Source organism: Desulfovibrio sp. 6_1_46AFAA (genome assembly GCF_000224635.1).
Lineage (GTDB): Bacteria > Desulfobacterota > Desulfovibrionia > Desulfovibrionales > Desulfovibrionaceae > Desulfovibrio > Desulfovibrio fairfieldensis.
This window is the reverse complement of the sequence record NZ_JH114300.1, coordinates 187943-204385: the sequence shown is the minus strand read 5'-3', so window position 1 is coordinate 204385 and position 16443 is coordinate 187943. Positions and strand designations below refer to the sequence as shown.

General features: G+C 55.8%; 19 protein-coding genes and 1 pseudogene. 9 read left to right on the top strand and 11 right to left on the bottom strand.

All coding sequences use genetic code 11. The features are described from left to right. The 7 genes and pseudogenes from tnpA to HMPREF1022_RS00795 form a co-directional block, all read right to left on the bottom strand. Positions 1 to 329 (bottom strand): annotated as a pseudogene (tnpA, locus tag HMPREF1022_RS16870) (IS200/IS605 family transposase); the annotation flags it as partial. Between the two features lie 479 nt (positions 330 to 808). Further along, entirely contained in the window at positions 809 to 1087 is a 279-nt protein-coding gene (locus HMPREF1022_RS00820; RefSeq protein ID WP_009301466.1) for a hypothetical protein, read from the bottom strand. A 2-nt stretch (positions 1088 to 1089) separates the two neighbouring features. Beyond that, positions 1090 to 1545 carry a hypothetical protein gene (locus HMPREF1022_RS00815; RefSeq protein ID WP_009301464.1) on the bottom strand — a complete coding sequence of 152 codons (456 nt, stop codon included), beginning with the start codon at positions 1543 to 1545 and terminating at the stop codon, positions 1090 to 1092. Positions 1546 to 1547: 2 nt separating this feature from the next. Then, positions 1548 to 1841 (bottom strand): hypothetical protein, encoded by a 294-nt coding sequence (locus HMPREF1022_RS00810; RefSeq protein ID WP_009301463.1) that lies wholly within the window; start codon positions 1839 to 1841, stop codon positions 1548 to 1550. Further along, complete coding sequence (locus tag HMPREF1022_RS00805) at positions 1838 to 2158, bottom strand: hypothetical protein (protein WP_156802784.1); 321 nt, start codon at positions 2156 to 2158, stop codon at positions 1838 to 1840. Before HMPREF1022_RS00805 ends, HMPREF1022_RS00810 begins: the two co-directional genes overlap by 4 nt. A 175-nt stretch (positions 2159 to 2333) precedes the next feature. Then, entirely contained in the window at positions 2334 to 2813 is a 480-nt protein-coding gene (locus tag HMPREF1022_RS00800; RefSeq protein ID WP_009301461.1) for a hypothetical protein, read from the bottom strand. 121 nt (positions 2814 to 2934) lie between these two features. Beyond that, a complete protein-coding gene (locus HMPREF1022_RS00795) occupies positions 2935 to 3174 on the bottom strand; it encodes a hypothetical protein (RefSeq protein ID WP_009301460.1) in 240 nt (79 codons plus the stop codon). Between the two features lie 209 nt (positions 3175 to 3383). Here HMPREF1022_RS00795 and HMPREF1022_RS00790 point away from each other — a divergent pair, with 209 nt between their 5' ends. From HMPREF1022_RS00790 to HMPREF1022_RS00755, 9 genes are all read left to right on the top strand, one after another. Then, positions 3384 to 3614, top strand: coding sequence for a type II toxin-antitoxin system HicB family antitoxin (locus HMPREF1022_RS00790; RefSeq protein ID WP_009301459.1), 231 nt, complete (start codon positions 3384 to 3386; stop codon positions 3612 to 3614). Beyond that, the gene (locus HMPREF1022_RS00785; RefSeq protein ID WP_332248494.1) at positions 3541 to 3804 is read left to right on the top strand and encodes a type II toxin-antitoxin system HicA family toxin; all 264 of its coding nucleotides are present in this window, start codon (positions 3541 to 3543) and stop codon (positions 3802 to 3804) included. Before HMPREF1022_RS00790 ends, HMPREF1022_RS00785 begins: the two co-directional genes overlap by 74 nt. Positions 3805 to 3903: 99 nt before the next feature. Continuing rightward, complete coding sequence (locus HMPREF1022_RS19135) at positions 3904 to 4182, top strand: HNH endonuclease signature motif containing protein (RefSeq protein ID WP_009301458.1); 279 nt, start codon at positions 3904 to 3906, stop codon at positions 4180 to 4182. A 395-nt stretch (positions 4183 to 4577) separates the two neighbouring features. Next, positions 4578 to 5015, top strand: a complete 438-nt coding sequence (locus HMPREF1022_RS17870) for a hypothetical protein (RefSeq protein ID WP_156802783.1) — start codon at positions 4578 to 4580, stop codon at positions 5013 to 5015. A gap of 542 nt (positions 5016 to 5557) precedes the next feature. Continuing rightward, on the top strand, positions 5558 to 6463 hold the full coding sequence (locus HMPREF1022_RS16430) for a BRO family protein (RefSeq protein ID WP_009301457.1): 906 nt from the start codon (positions 5558 to 5560) through the stop codon (positions 6461 to 6463). Positions 6464 to 6474: 11 nt separating this feature from the next. Continuing rightward, positions 6475 to 6735 (top strand): hypothetical protein, encoded by a 261-nt coding sequence (locus HMPREF1022_RS00770; RefSeq protein ID WP_009301456.1) that lies wholly within the window; start codon positions 6475 to 6477, stop codon positions 6733 to 6735. Positions 6736 to 7000: 265 nt separating this feature from the next. Next, positions 7001 to 7225: a hypothetical protein gene (locus HMPREF1022_RS00765; protein WP_009301455.1), complete on the top strand. Its 225-nt coding sequence runs from the start codon at positions 7001 to 7003 to the stop codon at positions 7223 to 7225. Next, entirely contained in the window at positions 7218 to 7532 is a 315-nt protein-coding gene (locus tag HMPREF1022_RS00760; protein WP_009301454.1) for a hypothetical protein, read from the top strand. Before HMPREF1022_RS00765 ends, HMPREF1022_RS00760 begins: the two co-directional genes overlap by 8 nt. Before the next feature lie 108 nt (positions 7533 to 7640). Continuing rightward, on the top strand, positions 7641 to 7949 hold the full coding sequence (locus tag HMPREF1022_RS00755; RefSeq protein WP_009301453.1) for a hypothetical protein: 309 nt from the start codon (positions 7641 to 7643) through the stop codon (positions 7947 to 7949). A gap of 78 nt (positions 7950 to 8027) precedes the next feature. On the opposite strand, the gene HMPREF1022_RS00750 is transcribed toward HMPREF1022_RS00755, so the two are convergent. The 4 genes from HMPREF1022_RS00750 to HMPREF1022_RS00735 are packed head-to-tail and all read right to left on the bottom strand — an operon-like array spanning position 8028 to position 16442. Beyond that, positions 8028 to 10775 (bottom strand): hypothetical protein, encoded by a 2748-nt coding sequence (locus HMPREF1022_RS00750; protein ID WP_009301452.1) that lies wholly within the window; start codon positions 10773 to 10775, stop codon positions 8028 to 8030. An 8-nt stretch (positions 10776 to 10783) separates the two neighbouring features. After that, positions 10784 to 13387 carry a hypothetical protein gene (locus HMPREF1022_RS00745; RefSeq protein WP_009301451.1) on the bottom strand — a complete coding sequence of 868 codons (2604 nt, stop codon included), beginning with the start codon at positions 13385 to 13387 and terminating at the stop codon, positions 10784 to 10786. Between the two features lie 30 nt (positions 13388 to 13417). Next, positions 13418 to 15838 carry a hypothetical protein gene (locus HMPREF1022_RS18410; protein ID WP_009301450.1) on the bottom strand — a complete coding sequence of 807 codons (2421 nt, stop codon included), beginning with the start codon at positions 15836 to 15838 and terminating at the stop codon, positions 13418 to 13420. Positions 15839 to 15851: 13 nt separating this feature from the next. After that, the gene (locus HMPREF1022_RS00735; RefSeq protein ID WP_009301449.1) at positions 15852 to 16442 is read right to left on the bottom strand and encodes a hypothetical protein; all 591 of its coding nucleotides are present in this window, start codon (positions 16440 to 16442) and stop codon (positions 15852 to 15854) included. Position 16443 lies beyond the last annotated feature (1 nt).

The window sequence follows — 16443 nt, the reverse complement described above, 5'->3', positions numbered from 1 at the left end:
TCCTTCCGCCAAGAATTTCCTATTGCCAAATTTGTACTTCAGGTTTGCATGCTTATCGAAAATCATCAATGAGCTTTTTCCTTTCAGGTACCCCATGAAACTTGATACACTGATTTTTGGAGGAATACTCACCAGCATGTGCACATGATCCGGCATGAGATGGCCCTCGATAATTTCAACACCTTTATATTGCATAAGTCCTTAAGAATTTCTCCGATACTTTCTCGAATGTTGGCAAATATTATTTTCCGCCTGTATTTTGGAGAAAAGACAATGTGATACTTGCACAACCATTTTGTGTGGGCTAAACTTTGAACTCGAGTTCCCATATAAAAACACCTTTCCCTTAAAAATTACGATGGGCTTGAACAACTCTATCGTATGGGAAAGGTGTTTTTTGTATAACAAATTATTTCCACCCGCATAGCGGGTGGATTTCTGTTTCGCTCGCAAACGCTCGCTCAACTGGCTAAAGCCCCTTATGAAAAGAGTCCGGATATAATATCCGGACTCTCGAACATTTTGTGGTGCGCCCGAAGAGATTCGAACTCCTGACCTACAGGTTCGTAGGCTCAAGGATTACATAATAACATATTGATATTAAAATCATTTTTCAATTCAAAATGTGCCAAATGTGCCCAATTTGGCCTTTATCCTCCCCCATTCATGTGCCCAGGGCACAGCCCCTCCCCTATCCCACCTCCGCCCGTCCGGGCACTTCTCCCCCCATTTCCATTTTCCAAAAGGAAAAGGCCCCTCTTTCGAGGGGCCATGTTTCGGATATCTCCGCGCGATCACAACCATCAGTTCAGCTCATGGATTTATGAGGAGGCACCGCCATATCCCGTTTAGCCAGGAAGGCCAAGCCGTGCTGCTCATCATCCTTGTGAGCGAATGCCATGGCCCCATAGGCCGGGTCTTTAACCATGCGCATGATCTTCAAGACCGTCTGAATAGTGCACCAGGTGTCTTTAAGATCATCCAGCTCCTGCGCATCCAGGTCATCGCCGTCCTTGCAGATTTCGGCGCTCGTGGCCAGCAGGCAACGCAAGGCCTTCGTCCCTTCTTCCAAGGTCCAGTTAATCATGGTTAAGCCGCCTTTTTGCTTGCGGCAGCGCTCGCCGCGTTAGTGGGAACCGGGTCCCTGGACGAACCGATGCCGCCCACAAAGGTGCTGCGCGGCAGACAGTCGAGGATGATGATCCGGTTAGGGTCCGTGGCAAGCACGGCGCAAAAGCCGGTCATGCACTGCGGGATATCCGCAATGTTGTTGATGCAGCGCATGGCCCCTCGCTCCTGGATGGCGCGCAGCATACGATCAGCCCGGATATAATAACCGTGCGAATCCATCAGGGGCACGGTGTACTCGGAGTCGTCAAGCTCCAGGATATCGGTGCCGCCGATGTTCAGGTTGATCGCCTCCAGGAGATCCATGGTAAATTTGCGATTGTTCTGCGTACTCAACGACGCCATAAACGGAGAAGCGGTAAGGATCTGCGTGCCTCCGGAATGGGTGTTGGGAACGGTGGCATTGATGACAGGCATTATTATTGCTCCTTATTTTTCTGTTCTTGAAGTCTGGCTTTGAATTTTTCGGAAAAGGCATCCAGCTTGGCGGCCCCTTCGTCCTTGAGCACGCCCACGGCGGCATCCACCGAATCGGGCGGATCAGAAGTCAGCATGCCCAAAAAGCCGCGAATCTGCGGATCATAACGGCGGAGTGCGCCCTCAAAGGCCATCTTCGCCAGGGGATGGGAACGCACGTCAAAGCCGGTCAGCCGCAGTATGAAGTTTTCCGCCTCACGCCGGAGCATGGAATACGCAACATTGGATTCACTCATGCCGCATTACCTCCTTCGCCCAGACGACGCTTGAGGTCCGCCAATTCCTGTTTGAGCTGATCCACCTCGGAACGGCTTTCTTCCCGACGCTGGGCGTGTAGCTCCTTGGCCAGCAGCAAAAGGCGCTCGGCCTGTTCTTTGGCTCCGGCATTCAGGTAGGCCCGGCCCGGCTCGCCCATCATCAGAAAGGCCACAAAGCCCTGCATAAGATCAGCGTTTGCCCCGGCGAATTCCGGGGTGTTGAGCACGGCGGCCCGCTCCTCGGAGGAAAGCCCGGCCAGAAAGGCGTCCAGATCCATCAGGGCAGTGCGTTGCATGGGCTGCCCCATGCCGACGCGCCGCATGATCATGTCCCGCGAGTCCGAGGGTATCGGGTATTCACCCCGCCCTGGATAAGGATTTCCGTACATCTCCATGTAATTGTCTCTTTATTTTTTTGTGGTTTTCAAGCGGGGGCCTTTATCCCGGCCCCCAGGGGATACGCGGCGCGGCCTAGAACCAGCCGCAGCCGTAACCGGCGTTGTAGCCGCCGCAGGGGGAATAGCCGCAGCGTCCTTCGCCGTTGTAGTGGCGGGAAACGATCACATTGCGGCCGCCTTCGTAGGGGTCGGCCATTTCGTTCGGAGAGAGGAAGAGTTTGCCGGGGATGAAGCGGCAAGTCTTGGCCTCAATTTCGTAGTCGGTTTCGCGGCGCATCCAGTCGAAACGGGCGTTGTCAAAACGCGCGTCCTTCTCGACCGCCGTCGCGGTGGCAGCCTGCACGGCTTCCATGCGGCCCAGGCGGCGCTCGTTGTCCAGCATGTAGGCGATCTGAATGTTGTTGTTGCCGCCGCCGAACAGGCCGCTCAGAAAGCCGCCGTTGCCATTGGCATTACTGCCCAAAGCGGCAAGCAAACCGCCGACGCCGAATCCGAAGCCGATCCATCCGGGTACCTTGCCGTTACCGTTGCTTTCGTTGTCATCACGAGACATAGGTAAAACCTCCACAGGGTTTGCCGGGAGGAAAACAAAAATCCCCCCGGCGGTTTTTGTCCGTCAGGGGGATTCTCCCACGGGGGATTCCTCGTGGCACGTCATTTGACGCGGGACTGGTTCAGGCCTGGTTCAGTCCTGCATGGTTGTCCGGATTGTCCGGCATGTTCCATTCCGTCTTGCCCACCAGCACCGGCCTATTGCCCTCACAGCCGCAGACCGGGCAGACCAGCCGCTGGTAGCGCACACTTCCCAGCGGCCACCCCTTGTAGTTGTCTTCGGGCATGGCGGGCACGGTATCCGTCTTGCTGGCCGGTACGGGACTGCCGCAGTTGGGGCAGCGTTCAGCGCTCTTACCCATGATCTCATCCTCTTGTGCTGCCCTCGTATCCGGTCTAGCCTCGTGCCAGGCGGATACTCTGCACGGCTCGCCAAAGCCGTGTCGGGCCGTGTCGGGCTTGAGCTAGCCCGTCGGTGGGGGCGCGGCAACGCCCCCGCCCTTGCCTGAAATTTGTATGGTTGCCAGGGCCATCCCTGATTGCTATCTTTTGAAAAAGAAGGAAGAAAAAGATGCGCATCACCATTGAACTTGAGCGTGAAGTGGACGGACGCTGGATCGCTGAAGCTCCGGATTTCCCAGGCGTTCTGGTTTACGGCCAAGACGAAACAGACGCTTTGCAGCGGGTGCAGGCCCTGGCCTTGCGCTGCATAGCTGAACGCCTTGAGAATGGGGAAGTTGTGCCCGGACTGGAACATATCACCTTCAGCGTGCCCGATCATGCCCCCGTGGCCGTCTGTTAAGGCCAAGCGGTTGCTGGCCGCTTTGGAACGTCTCGGCTGGAAAGAAAAACGCCGCGCTGGTTCACATCGCACGCTTGCCCGCGACGGGTGGCCGGACATGATCTTTGCCTTCCACGATCAGGAAGAAATTGGCCCCCGCATGTTGGCACGCATAGCCAAACACACCGGCCTCACACCGGAAGACTTGTAACCCCCTCCTCCATCCCAGCCGCCTTCGGGCGGCTTTTTCGTGCCCGGAATATCAGCCGCCTTGCGATGCTATCGGATAGCTGGTAGGGGTGGGGAAAACATGCGACTGCTTATCCTGGTTCTTGCCCTGACCTGTTGCCTGGCCTTGGCGTTCGGTGCCGACGCGCGCACGGAGCGATCCCGTGCGCAGGTGAATGCCTTTCTGCGTCAGCAGGGCTTGACGCGGACGCCGCCCGGATACGAGGTGGACCATATCATGCCGCTCTGCGCCGGGGGAAAGGACAGCCCGGAGAACATGCAGCTCTTGACCAAGGAGCAGCATAAGGCAAAGACACGGGGTGATCTGAGAAGGTGTTGGAAATTAAGGAGGGAAAAATAACTATGATACAGCATTCACTAAAGGGAAATACCAATTGATGGCATTGATTTATTCTTTATTGATATAGGTATAACTTTTCTATCATTACTATAGTAGTTTAAAGGGCTGGGTATGAGCTTAAAAAATAATGATTGGGTCGGGATTGGAATCCTACTAGTAGTACTGTATTTAATCTTTAGTTTGTTTAGTGGAAAATTTTTGGGATTCTCCGAGGTTGGGAATATTGGCAAAGCAATGGGGAAAGCTATATTGATATTTTTTTCTTGCATTGCGTTGTCATGCTATATTGGCAGTAAAACAAGTGAGTTCATTGGTTTTCTTGTTTTCTTTGCACTACTAGGCGGCTTGGGTTTTTCCTTTTATTAATTTAAACTTCGTTATAATAATATAATTATATGAAAATACTTGTTCTGTTATTTTTTATCTGCACTTCATCGGTTGCCCTCGCAGATGATATAGATGCATACGCTGTATGGAGAAATTACTATGGGAATGAAGATAAAAAAGTTGCGTTTGTCCTTGGCTCAATTTTAAGCATGGAAAATATGTGCGTTGAAATGAATATCAATTCTGAAGAAGGATATCAAAAATGCAGGACAAAATATATTCCAGAAAGTAAAAAAGAGATTATGGAATATATATCAGCTTTGGATATATTTTATACAAAATATAAAATGAATAATATAGGACCAGCAACAATATCTTCTATGGTCAAAAAAATTGGCATTGCACGGGTTCCGAATGCTATAGAAAAAATGAGAGAAATTGAAAGTAGACCCAAGAGAGATAAAATCAAAGAGCAGGAAGAAATTGTTAGAGGGCTATTGAATTAGTATATAATTTACAGAGGATTAGCTGTGAATAATATTCCGGAAAAAATTCTTGAGCTTGTTTCTATGTTCTGCACATATTTCGGAATAATTTTTATGGTTGCAGCACCACCTGCCGTTGCTCCCAAGGCGCGGCTTTGCAGATTGAGAAACACAAAGCCGACTGCTAACATTGGCAGGCATTCGCGGTGCAACGTCCGGGTGTCCGTGAGGCCCCGGCAGCTCACGAGCTGGGGAGCGTTGTATCGCCTTTTTCTATGCTATCCCAACTAGCGTTGAATCTTTAATAAACTAGATTGACATTTCCAGCGTTTTATGGCGTTGTTTTCACACGGAGCTTAGAAACTCCTCACGCGACGGACGCCTTTCCCGTAAGTCAAGGCTTTTTTCATGCCCTGTTTTGGGCTATGAATATGGTCATCCTGGCCGGGAGTAGGCTAATACAATACCGAGCAATCGGGAATATGCCTGCCGCTCGCGTGCGGTTTCTAGCTCCCGGCCTTTTGCATTTGCAGGGGCCAATAGAAAGCCACGCGAGGTTTACCATGTCACAGGCCCTCACTTTCAACGACGTTACTCTTTCCCCCGTCACCCACCAGAACCACCTTTGGATTCGTGCTGTTGAGCTTGCCAAAGCACTTGGATTCAAGCGGGAAGACCAAGCCGCGAAAATTTATCGCGCCCATGCGGACGAATTTACGTTTGACATGGCACAAGTCATTGAAATCCTCGACAACGCCGAATCGGCGTTCCCGGTAAAAAGTCTTCTCTTCTCCCTTCGCGGCTGCCACCTCCTGGCCATGTTCGCGCGCACTCCGGTAGCCAAGGCGTTTCGTCGCTGGGTGCTGGATGTACTGGACAGACTGGCGGCCGAAGAGCGGGCCGCCCTCCCCGAAGTGCCCACCAGCGAAACCCTGACCCCAGAGCAGCAAGCCCAGCTTCAAGCCATCGTGCAAGCCAAGATGGGGATGTTACCTAAGGCGGTCCAGCGGAAGGCATACAAGGAAGTTTGGTCCCGGTTCAACAACAATTTCCAGATCGCACGATATGCGCAGCTTCCCCCGGCGAAGATGGGCGAGGCGGTGGAATATATGGTGGGGATGGAGGTCAAGGCTACCAAGGCGCTCCCCGCGCCGGAGACTTTCCCGGCACCGTCCACGGCCCTGACGTTCCGCGCGGACTTCCCCGACGACATGGGCAGTGACCGCAAAGAGGCCATGCAGCGCATGGAGCGCATAGCGCGTGAGATGCACACCGACTTCGGCGTCGTGCGCAATATCGTCCGCCTTGGCTGCCACCCCGGTTCAAAGACTATGCGCATGCGCCCGGATGAGCGGGAGGCGTATGAAATCCTGCACAACCTCTATGTGGCGGCGGATGAAAGCCTGTGCGCCGCCTACAATGCGCTTGAGGCCGGGTACAAGCTGGGCCGCCTGTATGGGCGCGGATAGGGGGGATTGTCATGGATACGCAGACAATCCTTTCCACTGATGCGGCCCGTGGTATGCAACGCAAGCACTCCAAGTTAATACGCGACCTTGACCGGGTGCGCTCTATGCTCCCGCCGGATCTGGCAACCCGTTTGCTGGTGAGGGAAGATGTGACCGGGCGTGGTGGTAAAGCCATACGCGCCTACCGCCTGCCGCGTAGGGCGCTGGCACTGCTGTTTATGGGTGAGGCTGGGCGAGTGGCCGTCACCTGGGCGGCGGGGATGATGGAGTGAGAGGCGAAGGTGAAGCGATGAGGTAAGAGAAAGGCCGGGGGAACCCGGCCTCTGGAAATACACAACGAGGCAATGCGAATGTCGCATGAAGCCCCTCTGGATTGTAGCAAATTCAGAATAGCTTCTGCCTTTGCCCAAGTCAAGATAGCCCTAGTTAGCCACCTTGACATGGTGCCGATGGGGCCGGGCTCGTTAGGGTCCGGCCTTAAAAAAGAATCTTGCCCCAACTGACCTTCGTTGTTATTTTTGGCTTGAGGTGACTGCCATGTCTATGTATGCCCCCACCCTAGAAACCTTCCTTGAAACGGAAGAGCTTATCTCGGCTGAGGAATACCTGAAGAGGCGCGAAAGAGGTGAAATCAACCCCGCTTCCGTTCGTATTGTCCCCGCTGATATGAACACCGGCGACTTTGGAGGATTCAAGGTCAAACTTCCGGTGCCACGGTACAGAGTAACCATTGACACTCCTTTTGGAGATCACAATGCCTGATCAGGATTTGCCAGCTCCGCTTCAAGATCGTGAAGTACTTCTGCAACAAGACGCGCATCAATATGATATTGCCAAGCTGAATATCCAAGCAACGCTGCAAAACCAGCATGAAATTCGGCAACATTTGGCAGGAGACAGAAGAACTGGGTTCATAGTGGTGATGACAATCATCATTCTATTTTCAGCCTTTTGTTTTTGTGCGCTGTATCTTGGTAAGGATACCTTGCTGGAAGGGCTGATCAAGCTCCTCATTGGTTTTGTCGGTGGCGGAGGCGTCGGTTACGCCATGGGCATTAAGAAGCGATAGCGCCTCTCGAATTGGACTCTTTACCGGGCCGGGGATGGTTTCACCCCCGGCCCGTCCTTTTATCTCTATGCGGTTGTCAAAGAGCGGAAAGCTGCTTAGAACAGGGCCATGAAAAGGCTTGTAGGTTTTGTGCTGGTTATAGGCATGGGCATGCCGTTGGTTATGTCTGCCGACGCCGCGCAAATGCCGGACCTCACGCCGCGCACGATTGAACAAGCTCGTTTACGAACAAAATGGATAATTGAATCAGGGATACAGGCAACCATCCCCAATATCGACCACTCCCTTACCGCACGGATCAAGTGCTGGTGGAATGCCGAAGACGAGGAACCCGTGTCCGATGCTCCGGCGGATGGGCAGATTTCCGACGAAAAGCTGGAAGATGTCCGCAAGTCTGTTGACGCTCTGCTCAATTGATCATCTCCTAGAACAACCGGAAGGGGTTCTTCGTCCTGTCCATCTCCATATCTTCCCAGCCTTCGGCGGCTGAACCCGCTAAAACCCATGGACGTCGGGCATCCCTGAACGGAAACCGCCGCCTTTGCGGATATTATGGCTGGGCGTCAGGTCCAGGCCGCCTATCTTGAAATAGCCCTGGTTGAACTCTTCTTTCAATTTGCGCTCAGCCCGTTTCAGGGTGCCGGGACTCAGGGCTTCCCGCAGATGGAAAAACAGCAGATAATCCAGCGCCCCACGCGTGTACCACAGATTTACAAAGGGCGCGTTGTCCACAGTCCAGCGCACGGCGTCGGCCCCGGCGTCGCCAAACTCGCCGCGCGCCAGTTGGCCGGTGATGGGCAGCAGGCGGGACCCCGAAGAAAGCACGGGCCCCAAGAGGCTGCCCGCCGCTTGGCCGCCGAATCGATCTGTAGTGCCGAGCAGGAAGTCACCCAGAATTCCCAGGCCGCCACTCTGTGTGATCGCCGCCATCCAGGTTTCCAGTTTGGTGGCATCGCGCGGTTCGCGCCCCTTGGCAATATCCTTGGCCGCGCCGGAAACATACCCCAAGGCTACGGCTGCCAAGGTAAAGTGGATCATGCCCGGCACGTCTCCCGTGAAACGCCGCGCGTCATGCCAGCTTGAAAAACCACCCTCCGGCAGGCTACTCGCGCTCTGCCAGCGACTTTCCGAGACAATGCGTTGCCAGTAGGTCACAGGATAGCTTTTGAACTGCCACGCAAAACGCAGCATTTCCCCCGCCACTGTACCGGGGCGCGTATTGCGGTACATAGCGGCGCGCGTCTTGGCATCCGGCTCAAGCACGGCATAACCGGTTTCATCGGAAAAATAACCCATGACATCTTCGGCCAGCTTACGGCGAATGCGCTCAGCCTCACGGCTGCGCATAGTCTGCCACTCATCCGGTGCTGGTGCATTGGGGCGCTGCGGCGAGCGCGTGCCCGGCGGTACTTCATTGCGCAAGCGCTTCCCCCTGAATCTGCGTCGTTGAGTCCGCCATTCCTTTTCTTGCCGAGCATAAAAATCGTAGTCTCGCAAGTGTTCCGGCAAAAAGGCTTCCAGGTCCGCTTCGCTCAGACGGTAAGCATTTTCAGGGATCACATAGTGCTCGCCGTCCTCACTTTGCTGCACCATTTTTTGCAGCAGATTCCAACGGTCTTTAAGGCCGTTGCGCTCAAGAACCACGGCATAATCCTTGTTCACTCTGGAAAAATCGCCTTCCTCCAGTTGGCGTGCCAGCCGGTTGGAAAGATTGAAAGTGTAGGCGGCGCGGTGCGCTTCGGTCCAGCCGGTCAGGCCGGAGAGTTTAAAAAAGCTGTTCATCCAACGTGTCATACGTCCAGACAAGGCATCGTTCACATCAAAGCGGCTGTACAGGTCGCCCAACAGACCTTGGGTGTAGACGCCAAGCTGTCGGCCAAGTTCCCGCTTTTCCGTGCCCTGCAAGCTCTCGAAACGCATTTCAAGGCCCTGCTGCCAGCTTTCCAACATGTTTACGCCCGAATGGCGCAGGGCGGCCGCCTTGATAAAAGTATCCGCAAAGCTGGACAAGAACGCGCCGCCCAGCTTCGCCATGCTGCTGAGCCCCCGGATGGCCGCCGACACGCGCGCGCCGGTCAGATTCTCGGGCGTGCCCATTTCCCCGGAGAGCGCCATATAATAATTGGCGATCCTGCCGCTGCGCTCTCCCTTCCACAAATTACGAACCTTTTCCGGGTCCGCCATCCCGGCCTTGCGCATGTTCAGGGCTTCCTCGTCAATCAGTCCCCGAATCACGGCTTCCGGGTTGGGACCAAATTTTTCCATCAGCGCGAGCTTTGCCGCCGAACTGTCCAGACGGTTCAGCATGGCATGGACGATATTGCCCTGTCCGAATGTCCGCTGGTACTCAATGGCCGCGTCCGCATTCCTGAAATGCAGCACACGTTCCTTGTGCAGGCTGTTGGCGATATTGCGCGGCCTGAACGCGCTGGGCGGCGTTCCAGGCCGCTCCTTGTTGCGTATCCCTGTCGTGATGTCCTGCCAGACTTCATAAAGAAAATCCCGGCGCGCATCCTGCTGATGTAGAAACGGGCCGTCGGCGTCGGGCAAAGTACGCTGCCAGTCAATCTTGTCTTCAATAAAGCGTATCCATTCCAACTGTCCGGCCTTACGGATTTTCAGGCTGTCGTGACTTTGGGGAGCGTAATTGTCCAGTTTTCCGATATCCGCCCCGGCCTCGTTCAGGCGCTGGCGGAAGTCTTCAAGGTAACGGCTGAAGATGTCCGCTGTGGCGCGGGCCAGATCATCGCCGGTGCTCCCCGGCTCAATCATCTCCCGCATGGCGGATTCTCCAAAAGAGTGATCCTTTTGCAGCAGATCAACGACACCCGCGCGTTCTAATTCATTGGCCAGGCTGCCGCCCCACAGACCCCGCAAGCTGGAACGCAAACGGCTGACGCTCTCCCGGCTGCCAGCGAAACGCTTGGCGCTGCCCACCAGCATAGCCTCCACCGCATCCGCGAAGCTGGCCCCGCTATCTTTGGCCTGCTGGATAAACTGCCTGGCCGCGTCGCGCTTCACAATGGTAATGGCAGCCTGCCGCCGTTCTTGAAGGGCGGCGCGACGCATGGCTTCGGCCTTATTCATGGTCCGTTCCGCCAATGCCTTTTCCAGACCCGCAAGCTGGCCCTGCGCCTTCATGGTCTGCGCTTCGCGCAGCATGTCGTCCACTATGGACGCGGCGTCCTCCGCAGTGGCCCCGGCGCGCACGGCGGCCAAAATGCAGTCCTCTCTTCCGGCCATAATTCCCCCTACGCCATACTGGCGGTTATGCATTGCACGATGGAAAGCGCAGCCTGCTCATTGGTGTCCGCCCGTTCTAACTCCGTAGTGGCGGCCTGCGATTGTCTGATATCTTCTTCCGGAGCCCGCCCTTCTTGCGTCAAGCGCTCGGCCTCGGCCATAACCGAATCCATCTCGCGACCGGACCATGTCTGCTCGTTGCGCGCCGCTTCTTCCAGAGAAGGCGGGTCAAGTTCCGGCCACGGTTGCGGCGCGCGAAAGTCAGGCGTCACTGCGGCCCGGTCAAGCCGGGCATTGTCGCCATCCAGCACATGTTTTCCCAGCCGGGAGAGCAGGGCATTCACGTCCGCGTTTTTCAACAGTGTACCTTCACCGCTGCGTCCCAGCAGATCATTGAACGCCTGCGTGATGTATTCCACCAGAGAACGCCACAGACTCTCCTCTTGCTTTGTCAGGGACTTGGCTTTGCTTTTTTCGGCCAAGGCGGCCAGCGTCTCTTCCACGGCCAGCAAGCGCCCGTCCAGCGTATCGAGGTCGAGGCCGTAACGTTCCGCAATGTCGCGCAGTTCACGACTCTCCATGCCGCCCATGCTGTCCCACAGTGATTCCAGCACGGTAGCGCGCTGTTCCTTGTCGAACATCCCCCGCAAACCGTGATGCACGATCTGCTCATGGGCCCAGACCTGGACCGCGCGCTCCGGGCTTTCGATATTGTCAGCCACCATCCACACGGTATCGGTGTTAGGATCGTAGAGGGCTTCGGCGCGCTTCGCCGTCTCCCGCCAGCTTTCTGGCAACTCGGCCACGTTCTGCACTACATGCACGGGCGCGGCATTGCGCGCCGCGATCCCGTCAACAACGCCGCGCACATCATCAGCCGCCAGGCGCGGACGTTCGCTCAATACACGCAGAGACTTGAGAAAAGCCTGCCCCTCGCTGTCGTTGACGCCTTCGAGCAACTGACGTAATCTGAGTTCAGGAATGCCCGGAGTGGAGCCAGTTTTCCCGCTTGCCTCGGCAAGGTCCGGCGGCTGGCGCAGATCGCCGGGCATTTTCTTTTCCAGTTTCAGGTCATAGAGGCGGTGGATATCATCTATCTGCGCCACCATTCCTTCTGCCGCTTCCTTCACCGTCAGCTTTACCGCGTAAATGTCATCGCCCAGGCGCAGGGGCGCATACATGCGGTGTACAGCCTTCAGACGTTGTCCCTTGCGATCCGCGTGGCTTTCCACAAGAACGGCGTTTTCAATGAGGCCGGGCAGATTGGCGACAGCCTCCATGTGCGCCATGCCGTCCATGCTTTTCTTTGCACTGCTGACGGCATGGTCGACGCCGCTTCCGGTCAGGTTGATTTTCCAGCCGGTGGAAACATTGTCATATGCGCCTACCAGCTCTTGACGCAGAGCTGTTCTATCCGGTCCTTTGACCACAGCCCACAATGAACGGCCTGCAAAACGCGGCTGGGCCTCCACCATGCGTACCGGGGCCTCAAGGTTCACTCCGGCATTCAATGACGCCAGCAAACCTTCTTGCTGTGTGGACTGTTCCGGCACAAGCATTTCCAGCTCGCTTACATCGGGGGTGGCCGCCTGGCGTGCCCGTGTCAAAGAGCTTTCCGCTTCTTGACGGCGGCGCGTCACAAGCGCCGGGATATCAAGCCCCAACTCTTCACCCCAACGGGCTATATCCATGTTTTCGCCGTCGCGCAGGGCCAGCATGGTTTTATCCATCAGTTTGGCGGCCCCTACCCTGTCCAGCCCGGCAAGGTTCTGGCGTACATTGGCGATCAACGCCGAACGCTCCGGCATGTCAGCCAGTACATTGACAACGCCTCCGGCCAAACGCCCGGCCTCACCGCCTTCCATGCCGGTCCAGCGCAGGGCCTCGGCCAGGTCCGCCTGTTGCCCGGACAGGGATTTGACGCGTCGTGTGTGCAGCAGGCCGCCTACCGCTCCGATGCCGCCCCCGAAAAAGGAACCGAACGTGGTATCGAGCAAAAAATCACCGATATCCACATTATCGCCGCGCCGGGAAGCCTCGGGCAAAAGTACGGCGTCAGCCACCGCCGTGCCCACAAAGCCTTCCGCAGCAGCGCGCGCCACACGCGCGCCCAGACTTGCACCCCTGGCTGTGGCCCCCCCGATGGGGATAAGGTTGATGGGGTCAGGCAGATTGCCCAGCAGACCGGCCCCAAAACCTACAGCGGTACGCCAGAATCCCGCGGCATTCCGGTCCAGCATCATGGATTCATGCTGACGACGGTCAAAGGTTTCGGCCAGGATTTGCGCCCGCTGTTCCGTCATGTTCGGGCTGTAGGCGATTTTGCCGCCCCGGTCATAGCCGCTGGCCTTAAATTCTTCCTGGCTCATGGCCATGGGATTGCCCAGGTCCACACCCGTCAGTCCGCTTACCCACCACTGGTCATTATAGGTTCCGGCCGCTTTTTCGGCCTCGGCAATGCGGGTGTCTTCCTGAATCAGGCCGGTAGTGGTGCGTTCAAAGGCATGCGCGGCGGTTCTTCGCGCAAATTCCCCTGTACTCATCTCGCGAGTTTGCGTCGCCACCAGCTCAATGTAGGGGTCAGGCTGCCGGTTGCTTGTCCAAAAGGCCATATGAAACTGTCTCCTTTACTGTCGGCGGTTCTATGGCAGATAGTCTTCTTCTGACGGCAAAGCGTAGGCTTCCGTGAAGGCGGCTACATCTTCCTTGGTGACGCGAAACCAATGGCCGTTACGATCCTGCAAGGGGTGTTTCGTTGCATCATCTATAAGAACATAGCCATTTTCATCACCAGCATTACTCCATTTTCCATTTTGCTGTAGACGCAATATTGTCTCACGACGAATAGCTTTATTTATTCCAGGCCCCTGCATACCTATCTCAACAAAACCAGGAAGTTTTGTCTGCAACGCGTCGTCAAGAGCCTTGCTGGTCATTACAGAACTTTCTCCGGTGGGAAGCAGAATATATTTGTTGCTGTCCATCAAGGCGTTGCGCCCCATATCCAGTGTTTTAACAACATCTTCCGGGCTTCTGCCCAGCTTGAGCTGGCGTGTAGCATTTTCAGTATAGGAATTAAGAATTTGAAGCACCTCCGGAGAACCAGTTGCATTAAGGAGCCCTTGATAGACAGCGAAAGCCTTGCTGTTTTGACTTACGATGTCCTTGGCCTCCTGCGGAATGGTGACGGAAGGAATATCTTTTTCCTTCAATTCGGCCACGGTAAAAATAGTCTGCGCATCCTGCGCGGCCAAAGGATTATGAAGCAAGGCGCGGGAAGCATCCTGCTGAATGCCGCTCACGCCTGTTTCCGCGAGAATACGAGGCAGATAGGCCGTGCCGTAAGTGTTTTCCCACTCCTGCAAGAGCCCCGGCTTTTGGCTGGTCTGGGCCTGTGCCCACTTCTCCTTCAGTTGCGCGGCCTGTTCCTTGGGCAAAACCCGTCGCAATCCTTCGGGCACGTTGTTGGCCGTCTGCCGTTCCAGAGAAAGGCGGGCCAAATCCTCCGGAGTGGCATTGCTCGGCACGGCTCCGGAGCGTTGTATTTCCGAGAGAGCCGCCTTGGCAGGGTCTTTGACATAGGCCTGTACGCGTTCCTCATACACGGTGTTCAGGGCCTTAAGTTCTCCGCTGAGCTTTTTGTACTCTTCAATGCCCATACGTGGAGTGACATAAAGGCGCTCCTGATCCTTGTGCAGTGCCTGCGCATAGTTGGTTGCATTTTCTGGAGTATCAAAGATGCCGAGATGCTTGCCATTTTTCCGGTACAATTCAATAGCTTCATCGTCGGAAAGGAGCTTCCCGTCATCGCTGACGGTCGGGATCAGGACTTCGCGGCCGTCAAAGTTGACGGACATGCTGCGCACGGTGCTGATGCTGCCGTCGGTGTTCTTGACAATCGGTCTGTTTTGCAGATCGATGTTTCCGGCCTCCAGCAGGCCTTGAGGCTTCTGTGGCAGGCTGCCGGACTCACGACGCAATGTTGTATCCAACTCGCCGATACGTTTGGACACGTCACCCAGGGGAGCGTCCGCTCCGTAATCTGCGGCAGCGCGGTTTGCTTGCCAAAAGTCGGCTTGCTCCGTGAGCTTTTGGGCTACTCGATTATCTCCCAGCTTTTGTACCTGTGCCGCCATGTTGCGCAGAGCAGTATCATTTCCCATGAAACGCGCCGCATACAGTGCATCTTCGTGGTTTATCATGATCTCGCGTAACGCTTTGTTGCGGTTGGCTTCTGCCTCCGCCTCCATCCGCTTTGCTTCGGCCCTGATGGCGGTTTGCAGGCGTATTTTATCCTCGCCAAGAATGATGCTGCTTTTCGCTATGTTTGATGCAGCGCGCAAGTTCCCATCCGTCAGGAAACTCTGTGCAATCTGTGTCCAGGCTGCGGACTGGAACCTCTGTTTTCCCAGGGCGATAGCTTCATCGCTGGCCCCGCGAAGTTTCAACAGGGTTTCTGTGGCGGCGGTTCCGCTGGAGATATATGTACCGGGATCATCTTTGTGGGCCAGACTGTCCTGCAAGGCCTGCTCAGCACGCGCCGTATACGTGGAAACTTGCCAGTTGTTCCATTCTGTCGTGGCGTGCTTTTGGGCTTGGGGTAAAGTTTCCCGCTGGTACATGTCCACGTAACGGTCAAAGAACTGGCGGCCTAGTCCGGACACCTTCAAGTTTTGAGAAACTTCCTCTTTTGCTTTCTGAATGGCTGTCTCAGTCTGAGCAGGAGAGTTGAGGGCGGCCTCTCCCTTTTTGTTGAAAATACCGTCCTTGCCATAGAGCTTGTCGCGCATGGCGTCTTGAAAAGCATTATAGGCCTCTGTGCCCTTGGTTTTGCTATAATCCACATAGAGTTGATCCCCCACCTTGGCGGCCTGCTGCATGGCCCCGCCCAGCGCCATGAGCTGACGCCCGGTCTGATCCGCGCCGCGCTCATAAATGCCCGCGGCTGAATCCGAGAGCCGGGCCGATGCGTCCGCGCCGGGCGTGGCGAAGTCCTGCCGCTGGTACTCCGGCATGCTGGCCTGGCTGCGCTTTGCCGGTGCGCGAAAAGACGTTGTGCCCATGTTATCCCCCCTTCTAGGCTGACCAGATGCTTTTGTTGCGGCCCGGGATGTAGTTGGTCGCCCTCAATGCATCCTTCGAGTAGTTCGTGCTGCCGCCACCCCACAACCTTGACCCGAAATTGCTGCCTACTTGCGTCAGACCGCCAATGGCCGTTGTGCCCGCGGCCAGCATGGGATTGCTGCGGTCAGCCTGCCAGGCATAGGCTTGCGCCTGCTGCCCGGAGTTCCAGGCCTGAATCTCCGAGTTGTGAGCCTTGTCCAGGCCCTGCTGATAAATGGCAAGGGCATCCATCTCGCCTTTCTCCACCGTGTCCAGGTTGAGGTCGAGGAAGGACCCCTGATCCACCTGCGCGCCGCTCGCCCCGGCAATGGCCCGCTGGCTGCCGATAAGCCCGGCAACCTCCTGGCGCTTACGGATCATGCCTTCATAACCTTCTTTGCGCTGGGCTTTGGCCTGGTCCTGGGCAAGCTCCTGATTCTGCTTGGCCACCTCGGATTGATACTCGGCGGCCGCCTTCTGTTGCTGGGCCTGCTGATAGGACCCTACCGTGCTGACGGCTGTGCCCAGCAAGCCGACTCCGGCCATAACCGCGCTGAATGCCATG